20 protein-coding genes are annotated in these 22,506 nt (G+C 64.9%); 2 read left to right on the plus strand and 18 right to left on the minus strand.

Annotation, left to right across the window (positions count from 1 at the left end; translation table 11 throughout):
• Nucleotides 1–178 precede the first annotated feature (178 nt).
• The 14 genes from APH27_RS17920 to APH27_RS17985 all read right to left on the minus strand — a co-directional run bounded on the left by APH27_RS17920 (nucleotide 179) and on the right by APH27_RS17985 (nucleotide 15,881).
• The gene (locus APH27_RS17920; RefSeq protein WP_060485537.1) at nucleotides 179–1,144 is read right to left on the minus strand and encodes a D-glycerate dehydrogenase; all 966 of its coding nucleotides are present in this window, start codon (nucleotides 1,142–1,144) and stop codon (nucleotides 179–181) included.
• Between the two features lie 9 nt (nucleotides 1,145–1,153).
• Nucleotides 1,154–2,446: an MFS transporter gene (locus APH27_RS17925; protein ID WP_060485538.1), complete on the minus strand. Its 1,293-nt coding sequence runs from the start codon at nucleotides 2,444–2,446 to the stop codon at nucleotides 1,154–1,156.
• A 63-nt stretch (nucleotides 2,447–2,509) separates the two neighbouring features.
• Entirely contained in the window at nucleotides 2,510–3,460 is a 951-nt protein-coding gene (locus APH27_RS17930) for a sugar kinase (protein ID WP_060485539.1), read from the minus strand.
• Nucleotides 3,453–4,238, minus strand: coding sequence for an AP endonuclease (locus tag APH27_RS17935; RefSeq protein WP_060485540.1), 786 nt, complete (start codon nucleotides 4,236–4,238; stop codon nucleotides 3,453–3,455). Before APH27_RS17935 ends, APH27_RS17930 begins: the two co-directional genes overlap by 8 nt.
• A gap of 69 nt (nucleotides 4,239–4,307) precedes the next feature.
• Nucleotides 4,308–5,330: a LacI family DNA-binding transcriptional regulator gene (locus APH27_RS17940; protein ID WP_060485541.1), complete on the minus strand. Its 1,023-nt coding sequence runs from the start codon at nucleotides 5,328–5,330 to the stop codon at nucleotides 4,308–4,310.
• A gap of 213 nt (nucleotides 5,331–5,543) precedes the next feature.
• Nucleotides 5,544–6,782 carry a cytochrome c gene (locus APH27_RS17945; RefSeq protein WP_027917386.1) on the minus strand — a complete coding sequence of 413 codons (1,239 nt, stop codon included), beginning with the start codon at nucleotides 6,780–6,782 and terminating at the stop codon, nucleotides 5,544–5,546.
• 12 nt (nucleotides 6,783–6,794) lie between these two features.
• Nucleotides 6,795–8,579, minus strand: a complete 1,785-nt coding sequence (locus APH27_RS17950; RefSeq protein WP_060485542.1) for a GMC family oxidoreductase — start codon at nucleotides 8,577–8,579, stop codon at nucleotides 6,795–6,797.
• Nucleotides 8,580–8,582: 3 nt separating this feature from the next.
• Nucleotides 8,583–9,317, minus strand: a complete 735-nt coding sequence (locus APH27_RS17955) for a gluconate 2-dehydrogenase subunit 3 family protein (RefSeq protein WP_027917388.1) — start codon at nucleotides 9,315–9,317, stop codon at nucleotides 8,583–8,585.
• Between the two features lie 195 nt (nucleotides 9,318–9,512).
• Complete coding sequence (locus APH27_RS17960; protein ID WP_060485543.1) at nucleotides 9,513–10,796, minus strand: OprD family porin; 1,284 nt, start codon at nucleotides 10,794–10,796, stop codon at nucleotides 9,513–9,515.
• A 43-nt stretch (nucleotides 10,797–10,839) separates the two neighbouring features.
• On the minus strand, nucleotides 10,840–12,156 hold the full coding sequence (locus APH27_RS17965) for an MFS transporter (RefSeq protein WP_060485544.1): 1,317 nt from the start codon (nucleotides 12,154–12,156) through the stop codon (nucleotides 10,840–10,842).
• A 67-nt stretch (nucleotides 12,157–12,223) separates the two neighbouring features.
• The gene (locus tag APH27_RS17970; protein ID WP_060485545.1) at nucleotides 12,224–12,748 is read right to left on the minus strand and encodes a gamma carbonic anhydrase family protein; all 525 of its coding nucleotides are present in this window, start codon (nucleotides 12,746–12,748) and stop codon (nucleotides 12,224–12,226) included.
• Nucleotides 12,749–13,951 carry a CaiB/BaiF CoA-transferase family protein gene (locus APH27_RS17975; protein ID WP_033695974.1) on the minus strand — a complete coding sequence of 401 codons (1,203 nt, stop codon included), beginning with the start codon at nucleotides 13,949–13,951 and terminating at the stop codon, nucleotides 12,749–12,751. It abuts the gene before it with no gap.
• Nucleotides 13,951–14,871 carry a hydroxymethylglutaryl-CoA lyase gene (locus tag APH27_RS17980; RefSeq protein ID WP_060485546.1) on the minus strand — a complete coding sequence of 307 codons (921 nt, stop codon included), beginning with the start codon at nucleotides 14,869–14,871 and terminating at the stop codon, nucleotides 13,951–13,953. Before APH27_RS17980 ends, APH27_RS17975 begins: the two co-directional genes overlap by 1 nt.
• Nucleotides 14,872–14,969: 98 nt before the next feature.
• Nucleotides 14,970–15,881: a LysR family transcriptional regulator gene (locus APH27_RS17985; RefSeq protein WP_027917393.1), complete on the minus strand. Its 912-nt coding sequence runs from the start codon at nucleotides 15,879–15,881 to the stop codon at nucleotides 14,970–14,972.
• 90 nt (nucleotides 15,882–15,971) lie between these two features.
• Here APH27_RS17985 and APH27_RS17990 point away from each other — a divergent pair, with 90 nt between their 5' ends.
• Together APH27_RS17990 and APH27_RS17995 are read left to right on the plus strand one after the other, a co-directional pair.
• On the plus strand, nucleotides 15,972–16,823 hold the full coding sequence (locus APH27_RS17990) for a LysR family transcriptional regulator (RefSeq protein ID WP_027917394.1): 852 nt from the start codon (nucleotides 15,972–15,974) through the stop codon (nucleotides 16,821–16,823).
• Between the two features lie 99 nt (nucleotides 16,824–16,922).
• Nucleotides 16,923–17,918, plus strand: a complete 996-nt coding sequence (locus tag APH27_RS17995; RefSeq protein ID WP_027917395.1) for an aldo/keto reductase — start codon at nucleotides 16,923–16,925, stop codon at nucleotides 17,916–17,918.
• A 137-nt stretch (nucleotides 17,919–18,055) separates the two neighbouring features.
• Here APH27_RS17995 and APH27_RS18000 read toward each other — a convergent pair whose 3' ends face one another.
• The 4 genes from APH27_RS18000 to APH27_RS18015 all read right to left on the minus strand — a co-directional run bounded on the left by APH27_RS18000 (nucleotide 18,056) and on the right by APH27_RS18015 (nucleotide 22,406).
• The gene (locus tag APH27_RS18000) at nucleotides 18,056–19,408 is read right to left on the minus strand and encodes an aromatic acid/H+ symport family MFS transporter (protein WP_060485547.1); all 1,353 of its coding nucleotides are present in this window, start codon (nucleotides 19,406–19,408) and stop codon (nucleotides 18,056–18,058) included.
• A 126-nt stretch (nucleotides 19,409–19,534) separates the two neighbouring features.
• Nucleotides 19,535–19,864: an NIPSNAP family protein gene (locus APH27_RS18005; protein ID WP_060485548.1), complete on the minus strand. Its 330-nt coding sequence runs from the start codon at nucleotides 19,862–19,864 to the stop codon at nucleotides 19,535–19,537.
• A complete protein-coding gene (locus APH27_RS18010) occupies nucleotides 19,864–21,582 on the minus strand; it encodes an FAD-dependent oxidoreductase (protein WP_060485549.1) in 1,719 nt (572 codons plus the stop codon). The genes APH27_RS18005 and APH27_RS18010 overlap by 1 nt, the downstream gene beginning before the upstream one ends.
• Nucleotides 21,579–22,406 (minus strand): SDR family NAD(P)-dependent oxidoreductase, encoded by an 828-nt coding sequence (locus APH27_RS18015; RefSeq protein WP_027917399.1) that lies wholly within the window; start codon nucleotides 22,404–22,406, stop codon nucleotides 21,579–21,581. Before APH27_RS18015 ends, APH27_RS18010 begins: the two co-directional genes overlap by 4 nt.
• Nucleotides 22,407–22,506: the final 100 nt, after the last annotated feature.

Genomic DNA, 22,506 nt, shown 5'->3' on the forward strand with positions numbered 1-22,506 from the left:
GGGTGAGTATCGCTACCCAGATGCGGTGGGATTTCAAGTAAGCCATTACTGCAAAGTTTGACGCGCCCCCCTGTGGGAGCGGGTTTACCCGCGAAAAAGGCGACTCGGTGCATGGCACCGGCTTCGCCGGTGTTCGCGGGTAAACCCGCTCCTACAGAAAAGCGTTGACCACGCTGGATCACCTGCCATTGACCAAATTCGGCGGGCGCTGGCCCGCCAACGCGCTTAGCAGATTGTCCACCGCACACCGCGCCATGGCCTCCCGCGTTTCATGGGTCGCAGAGCCGATGTGCGGCGTTGCCACCACATTGTCGAGCTGCAACAACGGCGAATCGGCAGCCAGTGGCTCCTGCACGAACACATCCAGCCCTGCCCCGCGAATCCGCTTTTGCTGCAGCGCCTCGAACAACGCAGCCTCATCCACCACCCGCCCACGGGCAATGTTCACCAGGATCGCCTCGGGTTTCATCAGCGCCAGCTCGCGCGCGCCGATCAGACCCTCGGTGCTGGCACTGAGCGGCACCGTCAGGCACAAGTAATCCGCCTCGGCCAGCAGCGTATCCAAGCTGCAGTAACGTGCCGCGTAACGCGCGTCCACTTCGGGCCTGGCCCGCGAGCTGTGGTACAGCACGCGCATGCCGAAGCCGGCAGCGCCGCGTCGCGCCAATGCTTCACCAATGCGCCCCATGCCGACGATACCCAGGGTCTTGCCATGCACATCGGTACCGAAGTGCGCCGGCCCAAGGCTCGCCTGCCACTTCCCCTCGCGTACCCAGCCGGCCAGTTCGACCACCCGCCGCGCGGTGGCCAGGATCAGCGCAAAGCCGGTATCGGCGGTGGTCTCGGTGAGCACGTCAGGGGTGTTGGTCAGCTGCACCCCGCGGCGTGTCAGGTCGGCGATGTCGTAATTGTCGACCCCTACCGACACACTGGAAATCACTTCCAGCTGCGGCGCCAGGTCAAGCAGCTCGCTGTCCAGGCGCAAACTGGCGCCCAACAGGCCATGCGCCCCCGGTAAGGCATCGCGCAGGCGCGCCAGGCCGTCGGCGGCACTGGTGTCCACCCAGGTCACGTCCACCTGTCCCTGCAGCTTTGCCAGCAAAGCGTCGGACAGGCGTTTGTACAAGACGATGCGTTTCTTCATGGCTGTTTCCTATTGGCTCATGGCCAGCCGTGGGCCGCCGCGCTTGGCCCGGCCGGAGGTGTGTGAAGTGTTCAATACGGCGGTGAGCGCGACGGCGGTCAGCAGCGCACCCGACATGAACAGGTAAGAGGCGCCAGGGCCGCCAGTGGCGCCATTGAGGTAGCCCACCAGCCACGAGCCACCGAACGAACCCAGCGCGCCCATGCTGTTGATCAGCGCCATGGCTCCACCGGCGACGTTGCTCGGCAGGATCTCCGGCACGATGGCAAAAAACGGCCCATAGGGCGCATACATGCACGCACCTGCAACCACCAGCAGCGCGTAGGACAGCCAGAAATGCTCTGTACCCAGTGCGTAAGACCCATAGAACGCCACGGCAGCGATCAACAACGGTGGCCAGACGAAACGCTTGCGCTTCTGCAGCCGGTCTGACGCCCAGGACACACCGATCATGCCCAGCACCGCCGCCATGTACGGCACCGAGGCCAGCCAGCCGGCCGCGACGATATCGACATTGGCCGCCTGCTTGAGAATCGACGGCAGCCACAGCACAAAACCATACACCCCGATACTCCAGCAGAAGTACTGCAGCGACAGCACGATCACCTGGGGTGAACGAAACGCCTCGCGGTAGTTCTTCACGGGTTTGATGCCCTGCTGCTCGGCGTCCAGTGCCTGCTGCAGGCTGGCCTTTTCCGGTTCGCTCAACCACTTCACCTGGGCGGGCCGATCATCCACCAGGCGCCACCAGATGAAGGCCCAGAGCACCGCCGGCAGGCCCTCGATGATGAACATCCAGCGCCAGTCGAAGTGCTTGATCAGGTAGCCCGATACCACCGACATCCACAGGATGGTCACCGGGTTGCCGAGCATCAGGAAGGTGTTGGCACGTGAGCGCTCGGCGCGGGTGAACCAGTGGCACAGGTACACCAGCATGGCCGGCATCACCGCAGCTTCCACCACGCCGAGCAGGAAGCGGATGCCGATCAGCAGGTAGACGTTGCTGATCATCCCGGTCAGGGTCGCCAGGCCGCCCCAGAGGATCAGGCTGACGAAGATCAGTTTCTTCACGCTGCGTTTTTGCGCGTAGATCGCGCCGGGTACCTGGAAGAAGAAATAGCCAAGGAAGAACAGCGCCCCCAGCAGCGAGGACAGCATGGGCGTGATCTTCAGGTCGTCGGCCATGCCCGAGGCAGCCGCAAAGCCATAGTTGGCGCGGTCCAGGTAGGCCAGGCTGTAAGTGATGAAGACGATCGGGATGATGTACCACCAACGGCGTGGTGCGAGGCGAGTCGGTTGCATGAAACGTTCTCCTGAGCTTGTTGTTTTTGTCGCAACAGGGCCGGCAAGCCGGCGTTCAGCGGTTCAGGCACTTCTGCGCAGTTCGTGCGCTTGCAGCTCATGGCGGTGTGGCAGGCCTTCCATGTCGCCACGTGATTGCACGGCGCGGCTGCCGCACCAGTTGCCGCGCGCCACCGCGTCGGCCAATGGGCGGCCATCGAGCAGCGCACTGACCACACCGACGGCGAAGGCATCGCCGGCGCCCACCGTGTCCACTACATTGGCCACCGCTACCGGCGCGACCTGCCCGCAGTCATGGCGGGTGCGGTAGTAAGCCCCCGCATCACCGAGCTTGATCACTACCTTCTCCACGCCCTGGTCGAGGTAGAACGCAGCGATGTCGGCGGGCGTGTGCTGGCCGGTGAGCAAACGGCCCTCTTCCAAGCCAGGCAGCACCCAATGGGCTTTCACGGCCAGGGCGTTGATTTCGCGGATCATGGTCTCGCGGTCGGGCCACAGCGACGGGCGCAGGTTGGGGTCGAAGGAAATACTGTGCCCGGCCGCACGCATGCCGTCGATCAGCGCATGGGACAGAGCCCGGCAGCTGGTCGACAGAGCTGGCGGAATGCCCGTGGCATGCAGGTGGCGGGCCTGCAGCAACGCCGGGTCGAGCAGCGCGGTGGACAGGCGGCTGGCGGCGGAATCGGCGCGGAAATACTCCACGGCCGGGTCGCTGCCGTCGTCGCAGCGGCCCTTCAACTGGAAGCCGGTCGGCCGGCTGCCATCGACCTCGACGCGGCTGCAGTCCAAGCCTTCCTGGCGCAGGCTGGCGAGCACGAAACGCCCCAGCGAATCATCGCCCACCCGGCTCAGCCAACGCACAGCAAAGCCCAGCCGGGCCAAGCCGATGGCAACGTTGCTGTCGGCACCGGCAATGCGCTTGGTGAAGGCGCCGACGCTGGCAAGGTCACCCGCCTGTTCGGCGACGAACATGGCCATGGTTTCACCAAAGCACAGCACGTCATGTTCAGGCATGGCTCACCTCCTCGCCCAGGCCCAAGCCCAGCCTGGCCAGGTTGTGCACCTGGGCGCGGGTCAGCGCCAGCAGGTCATCGCTGACCAGCGGGTATTCGACCGCACGCACCAGGCCCGGGCTGAATTCATCGAACAGCGCCTCCCAGGCCAGCAGGTCGGCAGCCTTCGGCGGCACCGCGTGCAGGCGGCCATCTGCGCTTTGCTGCACGGCCTTGCAGTGCACGTAGCGCACCCAGCGGCCAAGCTGGCGAGCGGCCTGCAACGCGGACTCACCCTGCCACTGCCAGTTGCCGATATCGAAGGTCATGCCCAGCGGCAGGGACCAGCCCTGCGCATGCTGGAAGAAACGCAGCAGCGGTTCGATGCGCCCGCCTTGTGCGGTCTGGTCATTCTCCACCAGCAACACAGGGTCACCCTCGTGCAGCAGCGCCTGCAAGGCCCCCACATCGCATTGCTCATGGTAATACCCAAGTGAAACCTTCAGCGCCACGGCGCCCAATGCCCGGGCCAGAGCCAGCTTTGCGGGCAGGCGTGGGTGCGGCTGGCCTTGTGCCGTCCACAGTTCGAGCGGCGAGGAATACAGACATTCCAGCCCCGACGCGGCGATCGCTGCCCAGAGCGCGGCAGTGTCCGGCGCTTCGTCGAACAACTCTTCGCGCAGTTCGATCCGGCTGGCGCCGGCAGCCGCCAGCAGTTCGACAAAACTCAACTGGCCACGCTGCCGCACAAGGCTGGCGCCGTAGCTGGAGAGGCTGATGGAAACGGGATTCGCGTGCATTGTTGTTGTCCTTATGAAACCGGTTTCATTTTTGATTGCAGCAATGCGGGCAGCGCTGCAGCCCGCTCGTCATGGGTGAGCTTGGGTAGAACCTCGGGTGATCAATGTTGCTTTGAAATCGATGCGTCGAGGCACGTCGTTGCTGCCGCGCAGGCGTTCGAGCAGGCACTCGAAAGCCGCCACGCCAATGCGCTCGGTGGGCTGGGCCAGTGCGGTGATACCGCTGCCGACCAAGGGGTACCAGTCCAGTTCGTCGAGGGCGATCAGGCCCACGTCGCTGAACAGCCTGCAGCCCGAATCGTGCAACACACGGGTAACCGCCAGGGTGGCCACGCCGTTGAAGGTGAAGATCGCCTGCGGGCCGTGGCCCTTGCTGGCAAGGAAGGCACCCAGCTTGGCCTGCAAACCGGCGTCGACTTCCAGCAATTGCTGGCGCATGCCGTTGCGGTTGCTGATCGATGCGGTAAAGGCCTGCACCCGCTCCAGCCGCGAACTGGTGCCATCCAGCGGTTCAGTGACCGCAAGGATGTCGCGGTAGCCCCGCGCCTGCAGGTGGTCCAGGGCCTGCTCGATGGCATCGGCGTTGTCCAGGCCCACCAGGTCGACCTTGAGCTCTGGCAGTTGCCGGTCGACCAGCACCATGGGGATGTCGCGCTGCAGGTTGAGCAGTTCGCCGGGGTGGCGGCCGAGGGTGTTCACGATCAGCCCTTCGACGTTGTAGGACTGCAGGGCCGTCAGGTGGTGGCGCTCCTGTTCGTCGTCACGGTTGGTGTTGCATACCACCAGGCTGTAGCCGTGCTGGCGGCAGGCGGTTTCCACGCCATGCATCACGGCCACTGAATAGGGGTTGAGAATGTCGGCCACGAGCATGCCGATCAAGCGCGTCTGGCCACGCTTGAGGCCGCGGGCCATCTGGTTGGGCCGGTAGCCCAGGCGCTCGATGACCTCTTCCAGGCGTTTGGCGGTGGCTTCAGCCAGCAGCTGGCGATCGCCACCGATGTAACGCGAGACCGTGGCCTTTGACACACCGGCAACACGCGCCACTTCGCTGATGGTCACCCGCTCGCGGGCATAGGGGGGTGAATCGGTCATTGCGAGTCCCTTGTGATTGTTGTCGGGTAACGGCGAATGAAACCGGTTTCAATACAGCAGAAGTCTCTGCGCTCGTCAACTGTAGGAGCGGCCTTGTGTCGCGATAGGGTTGCGAAGCAGCCCCAGGATATCGGCGATAAAGCAAGTATGGTCGGGGCCGCTTCGCGGCCCTTTCGCGACACAAGGCCGCTCCTACAGGAACCGGGGTTGCAGTTACCGGTGTGTTTTCACGTCACTGGCGCTGACCGCACTGCCCTGGTTACCCCAGCTGGTGCGAATGAAATTGACCACATCCGCCACTTCCTGATCGCTCAAGCGCCAGCCGAACGCCGGCATGGTGAAGTTCGACGGTGCCGCATGGGTCGCCGGCACCGTGCCGCCCGCCAGCACCACATGGATCAGCGAGGTGGCATCCGCCGTCTGCACCACCGGGTTGCCCGCCAGCGCCGGGAACACCCGGGTGTAGCCATGGCCATCGGTGCGGTGGCAGGCCGCGCAGTTGTCGATGTACACCGACGCCCCCGGCTTGCTGTCGTCGCCCTGCCACAAGGCATCGGCTACCTGCTTGTCGTAGGCATGCGGCTTGTCGTTCGGATCGCTCGGCGGCAGGGTCTTCAGGTAACGGGCGATGGCGGTCAGGTCGGCGTCGCTCATGTGCTGCAGGCTGTGTTCCACCACATCGCTCATGCCGCCGAACACCGCACTGCGGTCACTGCGCCCGGTCTTGAGGAACTGCACCAGCTGTGCCTCGCTCCAGCTGCCCAGGCCGTCCTTGTAGTCGCCACGCAGGTTCTTGGCGATCCAGCCTTCCAGCGGCGCACTGCCAGCCAGGAACTGCTCACCATCTGCCGGGCTCAGAGCCTTTTCCTGCATGGTCAGGGCGCGCGGGGTGTGGCAGGCGCCACAGTGCCCCAGGCCTTCGACCAGGTAGGCGCCGCGGCTGACCACCGGGTCTGCACCGGCTGGCGCCTGCCAGGCTTGCACCTCTGGGGCGAACAGCCCGCGCCAGATCGACAGCGGCCAGCGCATGCTCAATGGCCAGGGGATATCGCTGGGCTTGTTGGGCTGCGCGACCGGCTCGACACCTTGCATGAAGTACGCATACAGCGCCTGCATGTCGTCGTCGCTGACCCGTGCATAGGACGGGTACGGCATGGCCGGGTACAAGGTGCTGCCGTCCCTGGCAATGCCTTTGCGCACGGCCTGGTCGAAGTCGGCGAAGCTGTACTGGCCGATGCCGCTGGCGTGCGGGGTGATGTTGGTGGAGTACACCGTGCCGATCGGGGTCTGCATCGGCAGCCCACCGGCAAAGGGCTTGCCGCCCTTGGCGGTATGGCAGGCCACGCAGTCACCCGCACGGGCCAGGTACTCGCCTTTCTTTACCAGGGCGTCGTCTGCCTGGGCGGCTGCGGTGGCGCCCAGCAGCAGGGTTGCGATCAACAGGTTCTTCATGTTCATCGCTCCTCAAGCCTGAACCAGCGGGCCGGGGTTTTTCAGGTACTGCTCGCGGATCGCCCGGGCTGACCAGTAGGTCAGCGCGGCGACCAGGCCAGTGGGGTTGTAGCCCAGGCCCTGGGGGAACGCCGAAGCACCGGGGACGAACACGTTGTGCACGTCCCAGCTCTGCAGGTAGCGGTTCAGGGCGGAGGTTGTAGGGTCGTTGCCCATGATCGCGCCACCGTTGAGGTGGGTGGTCTGGTAGCTGGCGGTGTTGAAGTGCTCCTTGACCTTCTTGCCGAGAATGGCGATGGACTTGGGGTTCATCGCCTGGGCGATCTTGCTCAACTTGTCGACCATGAACTGGTTCATCTTGATGTCGTTCTCCTGCCAGTCGAAGGTCATGCGTAGCAGCGGCTGGCCGTAGGCATCGCGGTAGGTCGGGTCGAGGTCGAGGTAGTTGCCGCGGTACGACTGGTGCGCGCCGTGGGCGTCCATCGACACCTGGTGGGTGTAGTAGTCGGCGGTGGCCTTCTTCCAGGCGCTGCCCCAGGCCGGGGTGCCCGGCGGGTTGGCGACACCGGCGATCGGCCGGCTGCCGGCCTGGTTGACCCACATCGGCGAACCCCCGACGAAGCCATGGGGCCCATGGTCGAAGTTGTCGGCGTTGAAGTCGTCGATGGCCACGCCGTTGCCGCCGGCCCCGATGAAGTTGTTGGTGTAGGTGTCCTTGTCGAAGAACGCCTTGACCGTGCCCATGTTCTGGTAGGCGAAGTTGCGCCCGACCACGCCTTCGTTCTTGATTGGGTCGTAAGGCTTGCCGATGCCGGAAAGCAACATCAGGCGCACGTTGTTGAACTGGAAGGCAGCGAGGATGACGATGTCCGCCGGCTGCTCCACCTCGCGGCCCTGGGCGTCGATGTAGGTCACGCCGGTGGCCTTGCGCTTGCTGTGGTCAAGGTTCACCCGCAGCACGTGGGCGTTGGCGCGCAGCTCGAAGTTCGGCACCTGGCGCAGTGCCGGCAGGATGTTCACGTTCGGCGAGGCCTTGGAGTACATGTAGCAGACATAGCCGCTGCAGAAACCGCAGAAGTTGCACGGGCCCATCTGCGCGCCGTATGGGTTGGTGTACGGCCCGGAGGTGTTGGCCGACGGCAGGTTGTAAGGCTTGTAGCCGAGGCTGGCCGCAGCCTTTTCGAACAGCTTGGCCGACACCACGTTCTTCTGCGACTCCAGCGGGAACGGGCTTGAGCGGTCAGGCGCGTAGGGGTTGCCGCCCTTGCCTTCGCCAACCCGTTTGCCGTTGACGGTCCAGGCCTGGCCCGAGGTGCCGAAGACCTTCTCGGCAAAGTCGAAATGCGGCTCGAGTTCCTCGTAGCTGACGCCGAAGTCCTGAATGGTCATGTCTTCGGGGATAAAGCGCTTGCCGTAGCGTTCCTCGTAGTGGCTGCGCATGCGCAGCTCTATCGGGTCGACCCGAAAGTGCACGCCCGACCAGTGCAGGCCCGCGCCGCCGACGCCCTTGCCCGGCAGGAAGGCGCCGAGCTGGCGGTTGGGCAACGCAACATCGTTGACGCTGTGGCGGATGGTGACGGTTTCTTTGGACACATCGACAAACAGCTTTTTGCGCACGCTGTAGGTCAGCTCGTCGATCACCTGCGGGTAGCTGCCGTCCGGATAGGTGTCCTGCATCGGCCCGCGCTCCAGCGCCACCACCTGCAGCCCGGCTTCGGTGAGTTCCTTGGCCATGATCGCACCGGCCCAGCCGAAGCCGACGATGACCACGTCAGCCTTTTTCATTGCATTGGCCATGCCTTACGCCCTCTCGCCACGAATCGATACTGCCGGGAACGGGTAAGGCGCGTTGCGCTCGACCCAGTCCATGAAATCTGCCCGGGCACCCGGGAAGCCGATCTGCGTCCAACCGACCATGCCTTTGTTGCCGCCGTGCATCGGGTCGCAGAAAAAGCCCTCGCGGGTGTTCTGCACCAGCAGGCTGAAAAACACCTTGGCCGGTAACTGCTCGAAAACGATCTCACCGGCTTCGATCTTGCCGAGGATCTTGTCTCGGGTAGCGCTATCTTGCTCGGCAAACGTTTTACCGCTGGCGTTCTTGCACCAGGCCTCCGTGGCAGCTATCCCTAAGCGGTAGATCTGTTGCGGGCTGAGTTGCAACTGGTAGCCGAGCTCTGGTGCGGCATCGGCCTTGAACGGGCCCTGCATGTACCACTGGGCGCCGGTGGCGTAAGGGGTGTTCATCTGGCGGTCGATGAACTCGGCGGCGCCAGCCTCCAACGCACCGGGGCCGAGCTCGTCGGCGGGGATGATGCGTGACACGGCCGCTTGCAGGAACGCCCACTCTTCAGCGGTGAAGAAGGTTGGCTGATAGTTGCCGGCCGGAGGTGTGGCCGGCACCTTGGGCTCGCGCACCGGCTCGGCCAGCAACTGGCTGGCACCAAGGCCGGTACTGGCCACGGTGACCACCGGGATCAGGGTCAAGGTTTTGCGCAGGAAGTCCCGGCGCGGGTTGTCGGGGGCATGCTCAGGCATTTCGCGTCCTCATCAGCATTGGGCGGCCTTGGATTGCGCCATCTGGTGTCCGGCCGGGCCGGAAAAGCCGCGTAATCTAGCGGGTTTGGAAATCTTTTGAAACCGGTTTCAGAGCCTGCGACAGCCTGCGCCTTGACACTCCCCCCGTAGGAACGCCCCGGCAAGGCCGCTCCTACCCCGAACGCGCCAGACTCATCAGAATTCGAAGGAGTACCCAACGATCACCCGGTTCTCATCCGCCGCATCGGCAAAATTGGATCGCATGCTCGCATTGCGCCAGCGCAGCGACACGTTCCTGAATGGCCCCAACTGCACCACATAGGTGATGTCCGTGGTGCGCTCCCACTCTTCGCCCTCACCACCCCGTGCCTCGAGGGCCCTGCCCTTGACCGTGGCGATCCGCTGCGGGTCTACCTGGTCCCCCTTCACATAGCGCACATTGAACGTCAGCCCCGGGATGCCCAAGGCGGCAAAGTTGTAGTCATAACGCAGCATCCACGCACGCTCGTTGGCCAGTGCGAACGTGCTGATCTGCTGTTCGCTGAACAGGTAGGTATCGGTGCCGCCCACATAGGCGTATGCGGTGTCACCGCTGACCTTCTGGTAGCCGCCGCTGAAAGTATGGCCATGCAGGCTGTAACCAAAGTTTGTGCTCAAGGTGCGGTTGTCGACCGCCCCCAGCAACGCCCTGCCCTGTTCCCTGGCGTTGAACCAGCGCCACTCGGTGAACGCCTCCCCCGCCACCAGGGCGACGCGGTACTTGAAACCGGCGAAATCACGGCGGAAGAGGTCTTCGAGTTCGCTGGTGTGCAGGCTGACGGTCAAGTTCTTCACGGGTTGGTAATCGACCCCGGCGTAATACAGCCGGTCACTGCTCACCGTCGCTGAATAAGCGCCCTGTTGCGCCATCGCCGTCAGGTCTTCGAAGTCAGTGGAGTCGCGCAGTTTGGTCGCATCTACCTGCAGCACGCTGAACGTGACATTGTCCAGGTCCTTGCTGACCACCTGCGCCCCGTTGAACCACTGCGGGAACAGGCGACTGTAGTTCGACGCCAGCAGCGGCAACTGCGGGCTCAGCCCACCGACCTGCAACTCGGTCCGCGACAGCTTGGCCTTGAACGTGGCAACCGCCTTGCCGTAGTCGTCCACCGCACGCTTGTCACTGCCTCGCGGCAACAACCCGGTCCCGCTGCGGTCGGGCGAGGAATCGAGCTTGATGCCCAACATGCCGGCCGCGTCCAGACCAAGTCCGACCACCCCGTCGGTATAGCCGGATTGCCACTTGAGCATGAAGCCCTGAGCCCATTCGCCACGCCGCGACTGGCTGGCCGTATCGCCATGGAAATCGCGGTCGAAGTAGAAGTTGCGCAGCTCCAGGCTGCCCTTGCCATCGTCGACAAAGCCTGCCTGGGCCGCCGGGCACGCGCAGCCAAGCATCGCGAGCATCAGCGATGCCCGCTGGGAGAGGGAAATGTTCATGGTTTCGCCTTGTTGTTGTTCTTGTTGGAGAAAGCAGTGGAACTCAGGCTTTGGGGTTCCTGACGTAGCGCATCACCACCAGGCAGGCGATCAGGATCAGCGGGGCAATCGACAGCATGCCCATGTAGCTGCTGGCGGTCAGGTCATTGATCTTGCCGACCATCACCGGCGCGACGATGCCGCTCAACTGGCCGACCGAGTTGATCGCCGCGGTGCCGGTGGCGATGGCCAGGCCAGAGAAGGTCGATTGCGGGATGGTCCAGAAGATCGGAATGGCGATGAAGGTACCTGCCGTGGCCAGCACCAGCGCCGCCATCATCGCCCAGGACGAGTCGGCGAACAGGCACGCCAGCAGGTAACCCAGCGCCGACGCCAGCAGGCAATACACCAGGTAACGCTTGCGTTCGCCGGTGCGGTCGGAGCGCCGGGTCAGCAGCACCATGCCGATGCAGGCCACAGCATAGGGCAGCGCCGACAGCACGCCGACCCAGAGCATGTCCTGCACGCCGGACGACTTGATCAGGTGCGGCATCCAGAAATTCAGGCCGTAGGAGGCGGTTTTCACCACGTAGTAGATGAACGCCATGATCGCCACTTCACGAGTCAGCAGCACCCGCCAGATCGACCCCAGCACCGGCTTCTGCACGCGCCTGTCCTGGGCCAGGTTCTCTGCCAGCAGGTCTTTCTCCTGGCGGCTCAGCCACCTGGCCGACTCGATATCGCGGTCCAGCTTCCACAGCACCAGGCCACCCAGCAGCACGCACGGCAACCCCGACATCAGGAACAGCCAGTGCCAGCCGGCCAGGCCCAGCACGCCATCCATGGTCCCCAGCAGGAACCCCGCCGCCGGTCCGCCCACCGCGCCGGCCAGGGGCACGGCAAGGAACCACAGGCCGTTCATCTTCGCCAGGTGTTTCCTGGGGAACCAGCAGGCCAGGTAGAACAGGATCGCCGGCCCGAACCCGGCCTCCATCACCCCGATCAGAAAGCGCAGGAAATACAGCGTGTACTGGGTGTAGGCGAACACCAGCGCCGCCGTGGCCAGGCCCCAGGACACCATGATCCGGCAGATCCACGCCGGCGCCCCGTAGCGCTTGAGGCCCAGGCTGCTCGGCACCTCGAACAGCACGTAGCCGATGAAGAACATGCTCGCGGCCAGGCCATAGGCGGCGTCGCTCAGGCCCAGTTCAGCCTGCATCTGGGTCTTGGCAAAGCTGATGTTGATGCGGTCGAAGTAGGAAAACAGAAAGCAGATGATGGCCAGCGGCATGATGCGCCAGGCCACGCGGCGGTACAGCAGCAGTTCATCGATGTGGCTGTCGGCGCGCTCGCGCGCCACTTCGCCGGTCAAGGCAACCATGGTGGATCTCCATTCTTGTAATTATTGGAGAGCGGCGGCACCCGTTGTGGGCACCGCTTGCAACGTGTCAGCCAATACGCACGAGCTTGTCCTTGAAGGCCTGGCCCTTGCGCACGTACTCGGCGGCATTGGCCTGCATGCCAGCGATGGCTTCGGGGCTCAGTTCACGCACCACCTTGGCCGGCGCTCCGAGGATCAGCGAGTTGTCGGGGAACACCTTGCCTTCGGTGACGATGGCGCCAGCACCGACCAGGCAATTGCGGCCGATCACCGCGCCATTGAGCACCACCGCCTGAATCCCGACCAACGCGCCATCGCCGATGGTGCAACCGTGCAGCATCGCCTGGTGGCCGATGGTGACGTTGCGGCCCACGGTCAGGGCAAAGCCCGGGTCGGCATGCAGCACCGCGCCTTCCTGGACATTGCTGTGCTGGCCGATACGGATCGGCTCGTTGTCACCGCGCAGCACCGCCTGGGGCCACACACTTGCCCCCTGCTCCAGGGTGACGTCGCCAATCACCGTGGCATCTTCGGCAATGAAGGTTTCCGGGTGAATGGCCGGTATCAACGTGTCGTATCGATAGATTGCCATTCAGTGCACTCCCTGGGCCTGATCGTCGGTTTTCAGCACACCGGCCGCACACAGTTCGGCGATGTGCTCCTCGCTATAGCCCAGTTCGCGCATGACCTTGTGCGTGTGTTCACCAATCCGCGGGATCGGCCGGCGCGGCTGCAGGCGCTGGCCGTCCAGCGACAGCGGCAGCAAGGGCATCGGCGTGCTGCTGCCATCTTCGAGCAACAGGTCCGCCATACCGCCGCTCTGGGTCAGGTGGGGGTCGTCGAACAACTCTTCCGGGCGGCGAATCGGCGCGAAGGGAATGCCGTTGGCCTCCAGTTCCACGGCCAATTGCCGGGCATCAAGGATGGCGAATACCTCGGCCAGATGCGCCAACAACCGCGGCCGCTGCAACACACGGTCATTGTTGCTGGCCAATGTCGGGTCATTGAGCAACGCCGTCTGGCCTAACAGCTGGCACAAGGCATGCCACTGGCCCTCACCCGTGGCGGCAACGAACATCTGTTCGCCGCCCGCGAACGTGAACACGTCGTAGATGGCCCAGGCGCTGATGCGGTTGGGCATCGGCGCCGCCGCCTGGCCGGTTACCACGTACTGCTGCATGTGCTGGGCCGCGAGCAACACACAGTTCTCGTACAGCGCGCTCTGCACTTCTCGACCGACACCGGTGGTGTTGCGCTCGTTGAGTGCGGCCAGCACCCCAATGGCGCCGAACATGCCACCCATGATGTCGTTCACCGAACTGCCGGCGCGCAACGGGCGCCCCACCGGCCCGGTCATGTAGGCCAGGCCGGCCATCATCTGCACCACTTCGTCCAGGGCAAGGCGGTTGTCGTACGGGCCACTGAGGAAGCCCTTGTGCGAGGCGTAGATCAGCCGCGGGTTGCGCTGGCGCAGCGTGCTGTAGTCCAAGCCCAGCGTGTGCATGCGCCCAGGCTTGAAGTTCTCGATGAACACGTCGGCGGTGTCGATCAGCGCCAGCACCGCCTCATGGCCCTGGGGCGTGTCGACGTCGACGGCGATGCACTGCTTGTTGCGGTTGAAGGTGCGAAAGAACCCCGCCCCCGCCCCCAGCAGACGGCGCGTACCGTCACCGCGGGTGGGCTCGATCTTGATCACTTCGGCACCCAGGTCGCCAAGGATCATGCCGCAGGTGGGGCCCATGACCATGTGCGAAATCTCGACGACACGAATGCCGTCCAAGGGGAGTCTGGACATTACGCGTTCCCTCGGTAGTTGAGCGGCAGGCCGGCGCGGGCAACGGCGCCGTAAAGCGGTTCATCCGGCAGCGCCTCGCGCAGCAGCTGGCGGGATGCGATCAGCGCCGGCAGGTCGATGCCGGTGTCAAAGCCCATGCTCTGCAGCATGAACACCAAGTCCTCGGTCACCGTGTTGCCCGACGCCCCCGGTGCGAACGGACAACCGCCAAGGCCGGCGAGCGATGCATCCAGCTCGCGAATGCCCTGCTGCACCGCCACCAGGCTGTTGGCCAAGGCCAGGCCACGGGTGTCGTGGAAATGCGCGGCGCGCAGGCGCTCGCCGGCAATGGCGCGCACGGCCTGGATCACCGTGGCCACCTGGCCTGGGTTGGCGTAGCCGGTGGTGTCACCGAGCGAGACCAGGTCGCAGCCGGCCTCGATAACCTGACGGGTCAGTGCGCACAGGTCGGCCAATGGCACATCACCTTGGCGGGTGCAGCCAAAGGCCACCGACATGCCCGCGATGATCTGTACATCATGACGCCCCAGCTCGCTGCGCAGCTGGCACATACGCCCCAGCTCCTCGACCATTTCCTGGGGCGTGCGGCGCACGTTGGCCAGGCTGTGGGCGGTACTGACCGATACCGGCGCGACAATGCGCTGGGCGCCAGACTCAAGCGCATCCTGCGCCCCCCGCTGATTGGGCGCCAGCACGGTCACCAGCAGATCGGGGTACGTCAGGGCGTGGGCCACCACCTGCCTGGCGTCGGCCATCTGCGGCAGCAGCCGGGCCGGCACGAATGAAGCGACTTCCATATGGCGCACGCCGGCGGCATAGGCACTGTCGATCCAGCGCATCTTGGCGGCAGTCGGCATCACCGTGTGCAGGCTTTGCAGGCCATCGCGCATGCCGACTTCGTTGATTGTTATTGTTGTCATCACGGTCTCTCTGTCTGAAGCGTGGGGCCAGACTAAGAGCAGGACGACAGGCGGAAAAGACGTGTTTCACGGGCTGATCCATCGCCAACCACGATGGATCAATCCCGGGTTTGCCAGGCCGGCGCCCGCAGCAGCAAATGGTCGAGCAGCCGGCGTGCAGACAGGCTCAAGGCATGGCGGTCGCGCATGCAGATGACAAACTCACCCAGCGCCCAGTCATCGGTCAGCGGGATCACCCGCAGGTCGAACAGCTGTGCGTAGCGCGCCACCGCTTCCTGTGGGAACACCGCCAGACCCAGGCCAAACTGCACCAGGCGATAGGCTGCATCGAACGACGACACATACGAGCGAAAGCGCAGTTCCTTGCCCGCCGCCTCGGCGCTGTTGCGCATGAAGGTGTTGAGCGTGGCGAATGCCGACAAGCCCAGATGCTCGTAATCCAGCGTCTGTGCAAAAGCGATGCTGTCGCGCCCGGCCAGCGGGTGATCGGCGCCGACCACCACGGCCAGGTGATCCTGCCGGTACGGCACGAACTCCAGATCGCCGACGGCCATGGACTTGCGGCAGATGCCCAGGTCGGCACTGCCTTCGGCCACCCCGCGCACCACGTCCGGGCTGAAACGCTCTTCGATATCGGCCTGGACCAGCGGGTTGTCGAGCATGAACGCCGACAATTCCTCCGGCAGGAACTCCATGATCGATGACACATTGGCCAGCACCCGTACATGCCCGCGCGCGCCCTCGGCGTACTCGCTCAATTCGCTGTCCAGGCGCTCCATGGCCCGGGTCAGGCCACGCGCATGGCGCAGCAGGGCAAGGCCTGCCGGGGTCGGCTCGACGCCGCGCTTGCTGCGCTTGAGCAACGCCGTGCCAAAGCGCGCTTCGATATCCGAGATCCGTTTGCTGACGGCCGACGGCGCCATGAACGCCCGCTCGCCGGCTCGGGCGATGGTGCCGGCTTCGCAGACCACAATGAACAGGTGCAACGACAGGTGATCGAGAGGCTGCATGGCGGTACCCGTTGCGCAAATGGCAGCCATCCTAGCACCTGCCGGTCGGCATAAGGCCGTATCATGGCGCCTCTACTACAGAGGCCCGCCATGTTCGATTGGGAAGATCTGCGCCATTTCTGCGCCTTTACCCGTACCGGCTCGCTGTCGGCAGCGGCCAAGCTGCTGGGGGTCGACCATGCCACCGTGGCCCGGCGCATCGCTGCGCTGGAGGCTGCGCTGAACCTCAAGCTGGTCGACCGCCGCCCCAGGGCCTACGCGCTGACCGACGAAGGCCGCCGGGTAGGCGAATACGCCGAACAGATGAGCCAGTCGTCGTTCGCCCTGGAGCACTTCGCCAATGCCGGGCAGCAGCACGTGGAAGGCGAAGTGGTGCTGGCGGCCCCACCCGCTTTGCTCGGCAGTATCATTGCCCGGCGCCTGGGTACGCTGTTGCAGCGCTACCCGCAGCTGCGCCTGAAACTGGTCGGCAGCAAGTCGCGGGCCTCGCTGGCGCGCCGCGAAGCCGATATCAGCATCACCCTGGCCAGGCCCACCGAGCCGACCCTGGTCGCCAGCCTGCTGGGTTATCTGGACTACCGGCTGTACGCCGCGCCCGCCTACCTGCGCAGTGCTGGCGCGCCGCGCTACATCGGCTACGACGAATCCCAGGCCAAGTCGCCGCAGCAGCAGTGGCTGCTCAGCCAGACCGGCAACCCGCCCTTCGTGTTGCAGAGCAACGACCTGCGCATCCAGGCCCAAGCGGCCGCAGGTGGGGTAGGCATCGCCTGCCTGCCGGCATTCATGGCGCAGGAGCATGGCCTGGAGGTCGCCGGCAAGGACGAACAGACCATGAGCATCGAGATCTGGCTGGCGGTACACGAGGATGTGCGCAACACGCCGCGCATCAAGGCCGTTACCGACTTCCTGCAGCAACAGGTCAAGCCACTGCTGCGCTTGTGAATTTTTGCGGATTTCGCCTGCACCGATTCGGGATTTTCGCAAGCAGCCATCACCGCTAAGCTTCCCTGCATCGCACAACCGATCACTGAGGAGCAGCGGATGCAATACGTCAAACTGGGCAACACTGGCCTGGACATCTCCAAACTGTGCCTGGGCTGCATGACCTTCGGCGAACCCGATGCCGGCACCCACCCGTGGACCCTGGGCGAAGCCGACAGCCGCCCGATCATCCGCCACGCCGTCGAGCAAGGCATCAACTTCTTCGACACCGCCAACAGCTATTCGGCCGGCACCTCGGAGATCATCCTCGGCAAGCTGCTGAAGGAATTCACCCGTCGCGAGGAAACAGTGATCGCCACCAAGGTGTTCTTCCCCGCCAACATGTGGGAAGGCAGCACCCGCCCCAACGAGCAGGGCCTGTCACGCAAGGCGATCATGGCCAATATCGACGCCAGCTTGGCCCGCTTGGGGACCGACTATGTCGACCTGTACCAGATCCACCGCTGGGACTACCACACGCCCATCGAAGAGACCATGGAAGCCCTGCACGATGTGGTCAAGGCCGGCAAGGCGCGTTACCTCGGCGCGTCGTCGATGTATGCCTGGCAGTTCGCCAAGGCCCAGCAGGTGGCAACGAGCAACGGCTGGAGCCGCTTCGTGTCGATGCAGAACTACCTCAACCTGATCTACCGCGAAGAAGAGCGCGAGATGATCCCGCTGTGCCTCGACCAAGGTGTCGGCCTGATGCCCTGGAGCCCGATGGCCCGCGGCCGCCTGACCCGCCCCCATGGGCAGCAGACCGAACGCACGCGTACCGATATTTCCGGGCAGTCGTTCTACGCCAACACCGAAGTGGAAGACGGCCGGGTGATTGACGTGGTCGAGCAGATCGCCGGCGAGCGCGGTGTGCCGATGGCACAGGTGGCGCTGGCCTGGGTGCTGGGCAAGCGTGGGGTTTCGGCACCGATTGTCGGAGCCTCGAAGGTGGCGCAGCTCGATGATGCGATTGCCGCGTTGGCGTTCCAGCTGAGCGATGAGGAAACCGCCCGGCTGGAAGCGCCCTATGTGCCGCATGCGGTAACGGGGTTCAAGTAAGCCTGCACTGGCCTCTTCGCGGGTGAACCCGCTCCCACAGGATCACCACCGGGCTGAAGCGGATGCGGTCCCTGTGGGAGCGGGTTCACCCGCGAAGAGGCCCGCACAGCCATACAGCGCCGCCGGTCGGACGCTGATTAACCTCGTGACGAATGGAGTACATCTGTACTCCTTGCTGAATTTGCGCGCCACCCCTGCAGCAACACCGCCAGTGCCGCCAGCCCCGCCGGTATGAGCAGCGATGCGAACACCTGGGCAAAACTCCAGCCCAGCGCCAGCATCTGCGCACCGGCAAAGGCACTGAGGATGGCACCGAAGCGGCCAATGCCACTCATCCAGCTGGCGCCGGTGGCCCGGGCTTCGGTCGGGTAGAACGCCGCCGCCAGTGCATTCATGCCCACGCTCGCGCCGTTCAGGCCAAAGCCCACGGCTGAGGCGATGGCGCACAGCCAGGCGAAATCACCTGCCACCTGGCCAATTGCGAAGATAACCGCGCCGCTGAACAGGAAGGTCAGCATCAGCACCCGCTGCGGGTGATAGCGGTCCATGGCCCAGCCCACCGAAACCGCACCAACCGGGCCGCCGACCTGGAAGCAGGCCGTGACGATCGCTGCCTGCGACACCGAGAAACCGCCGCCCTCCTTCACCAGGGTCGGCAGCCAGCCGCTGAACAGGTAGACCAGGAATAGCGCCAGCACATAGCCGGCCCACAGCATCAGCGTGCCGAAACGATAGCGTGGCGAAAGAATGGTGCCGATGGCGCCGCCCTTGTGCGCGCTGGTAGCAGGTACCACGAAGGCGCTGTCGGGCCCGCAATGTGCCGGTGCCAGGCGCTGGACGATGCGCCGGATACGCTGCGGGTCGGCGCCCTGGCTGACCAGGAAAGTCACCGACTCAGGCAGGCGCCAGCACAATAACGGCAAGACCAGCAGCGGCAACACCCCGCCCAGGGCCAGCACGCTGCGCCAACCCAGGTTGGGGATCATCCAGGCGCTGACGAAGCCTCCCAGCGCCGCACCCAGCGAGAAACCGCAGAAGGCCAGGGTTATCAGCAGCGAGCGGCTGCGCGCCGGTGCGTATTCGCTGACCAGGGTGCTGGCGTTGGGCATTGCCGCGCCCAGGCCCAGGCCGGTGAGAAAGCGCAGGGCGACCAGGGTTTCCAGGTTGGGGGAAAAGGCCGAGGCAAGGGTCCACAGGCCGAACAGCAGTACGCTGCCGAGCAGCACTGCCTTGCGCCCGTAACGGTCAGCCAGGGGCCCGGCAACCAGGGCGCCGAGGGCCAGACCGATCAGCGCGGCACTGAGCACCGGGCCAAGGGCCTGGGCGCCGAGGTGCCATTCGCTTTTCAGTTGCGGGGCGATGAAGCCGATGATGGCGACGTCCAGGCCATCCAGCGCGATGATCAGGAAACCGAGGAAAACCACCCATTTCTGGTAGGGACCGATGGGTTGCTGGTCGATCAGTTGGCGTATGTCGATTGGTGTGCTCATTTGCCTTACCTCTTGTTGTTTTTATTGGGGGTAATGCGCGGTATTTGTGGGAGCGGGTTCACCCGCGAATGCGTCGTTGAATCCACCACCGCTTTCGCGGGTAAACCCGCTCCCACAAGGTCCCAGTCAAGCCATGGCGCTATTACACAGGTGCACCGGCTTGATGATCCGCGTCTCCTGCGCCACCACCAGGTCGCGGGTGGCCTGCAGGTACGCGGCAAAGCCCGGGTCGGCATCGCGCGCCGCGCTGCGCCGCTCGAAATCCGCCAGGCTGTCATAGCCCCACAGGTGCACCACCTGGTTCAGCGGCCCGATGCTGCTGACGTAGAACCCCAGTGGCGTACCCAGATGCCGTCGCAGAATGGGCATCGCCAATTGCTCGAAGGCTTCGAGAAACGCCGCCATGCAGCGCGGCCGAATGGTGTAGACACGGTGGTCGACAATCGCCTTGTCCATCACGCCACCTCCCGCGCCGGTTTGGCACTGGCCAGCCCCTGCTCGACCCCTGCCAGGTGCCGGCCGGTGATGTAGCCGAAGGTCATGATCGGCCCCAAGGTAATGCCCGCGCCGGGGTAGTTGCCGCCCATGATGCTGGCGCGGTCGTTGCCCACGGCGTACAGCCCAGGGATGGCGCGCCGTTCGCCATCGAGCACCTCGCCGACCACGCTGGTACGGATGCCATCGAAGGTGCCCAGGTCGCCCATGACCACCTTCACCGCAAAGTACGGCCCGTCACCCACCGGTGCCACGCACGGGTTGGGCTGTTGTTGAGGGTCGGCCAGGTAGCGGTTGAAGGTGGTGGTGCCACGGCCGAATTGCCGGTCCTCGCCGTGCACTGCGCCAAGGTTGTATTCGCGCACCGTGCGCGCCAGGCCTTGGCCATCGATGCCCGCCTTGGCCGCCAGCTCGGCGAGGGTCTTGCCCTTGAGCAGGTAGCCATTGCGCAGCAGCGGCCCCAGAGGCATCGGTGCAGGTTTGGCATAGCCCAGGCCGTACTTGGCCAGGGTGCGCCGGTCGCAGACCAGCCACATGGCGGTTTCCGGTTGGTCGGCACACGCTTCGATCAGTGCCGCGCCAACATCGTGGTACGAGTTGGATTCATTGGTAAAGCGCTTGCCACTGCACAGCACGCCGATCACGCCAGGCTTGTAACGATCAAGCAGGTGCGGGAATGCCACATACTTGCCACCGGCCATCGGCACTTTCGAGACCGGCATCCAGGCCGCTGCCGCTTGCAGGCGGATATCCACCTTGCCGCCCTGGGCCTCGGCCATGCGAGCACCGTCGCCGGTATTACCCGCCGGCACCGGCGAAAAATGCTCACCGCCCCGGCGTACGTGGGGGTATGCCTCTCGCAAACGCTGCACGTCATGGGAGAACCCCCCGCACGCCAGCACCACCCCGCGCCGCGCCTCGATACGCAACTCACTGCCCTGCTGCTGAGCCAGCGCCCCGCTCACCCGCCCGCCCTCGCGCAACAGCTGCCGCGCCGGGGTACCGGTAAGGATCGGGATGCCGAGGTCCAGCGCCGACTTCACCAGCCGCGCCGCCAGGGCATTGCCGCTGGTGACCTGGGTGCCGCGACGGTACAGCAGCAGTTCCTTGAAGTGGGTCAGCAGCCGTTTGGCCACGTAGCTGAACGAGGCCAGCGAACGGGTGACGTTGAAGAAGTGCTTGAGGTCGGCATTCGACGAATTGAACATCATGCCGATGAAGGTGATGGTCTTCAGCGGTGGGCGCAGCCTGGCCATGTCCGCCCCGAGGCCGCGGATGTCGTAGGGCGCGGCCAGGATCGAGCGGCCGATATCGGCACCGCCCTCGACCTGCGGATGGTAGTCCGGGTACAACGTGGGGACGAACTTGACCGTGGTCTCGCGCTCGAAAAACGCCACCATCTGCGGCCCATGTTGCAAGAACGCCTCGACACCAGCGGCATCGAAGCAGGCGCCGGCTTCGTTGCGCAGGTAGGTCAACGCCTGCTCAGGGCTGCCATTGTGGTCATATCGGTTGCCCGGCACCCACAACACACCACCGGAAAACGCCGTGGTACCGCCAAAGCAGTCGTCCTTCTCGATCACCAGCACGTCAAGGCCATGCTTCTTGGCCGTGATCGCCGTCGCCAGGCCACCGGCTCCGGCGCCGATCACCAGCACATCGCAGCTGCGCGTGTTCATGCCTTCGCCCCCTCGAAGCCGGGGCGCGGGATCAGCGCCATGGGCATGCTCTCCAGGCCGCCATCCACGGTCAGTTCGGCGCCGTTGATGTAGTCGGCGCGGGGGCTGGCGAGGAACAGCACGGCGTCGGCGATATCCTGCGGCTCGCCGATACGCTGGTTGGCGGTCATCGCGCTGCGCTGGCGTTCGACCTGCGGGTCGGCATAGAACGCCGCCGACAGCGGTGTGCGGATCAGCCCCGGGCACACGGCATTGCTGCGCACCCCACGCGGCCCCCATTCCACGGCAATCTGCCGCGACAGCATGCTGACACCAGCCTTGGCCGCGCTGTAGGCGCCACTGTTAGGCTGCGGGTAATGCGCGGCGATCGATGCCACATGCACGATACGCCCCTGGCCACGGGCAAGCATCGAGCGGCCGAAAGCTTGCGCGCACAGCAGGTAGCCGCTGAGGTTGACCGCCAGCACCTGGTTCCATTGTTCCAGGCTCAGGGTTTCCAGCGCCCCGGGGCGCAGCACGCTGGCATTGTTCACCAGCACATCGCAGCGCCCGTGCAGCGCCTGCACCTGGGCAGCGGCCTGTTCGACGCTGGCCGGGTCGGCAATATCGCAGGCCAGTGCACTGACTTCACCGGCACTGTGCTCGCCCAGGCTGGCGGCGAGCTCCCGGCACTTGTCGACGTCACGGTCCAGCAGCACCACATGGGCCTGTTGCTCGACCAGCGCGGCGGCCAGCGCCGCACCGATGCCACCGGCCGCGCCGGTGACCACGCAAACGGCTGAATCCAGGCCCAGCCAGGTGGAGGAAATCTTGTTGTTATGCATGCGGCTCTCCAGAGTGTCGCTTGATCTGGTGAACAGCCTAGGGCCGAGGGGGCAGCCGGCAGAATGGACAAAACCTGCAAGCGTCGCCACATTCCGGTCA

The organism is Pseudomonas sp. NBRC 111123 (assembly GCF_001320205.1).
Taxonomy (GTDB): domain Bacteria; phylum Pseudomonadota; class Gammaproteobacteria; order Pseudomonadales; family Pseudomonadaceae; genus Aquipseudomonas; species Aquipseudomonas putida_J.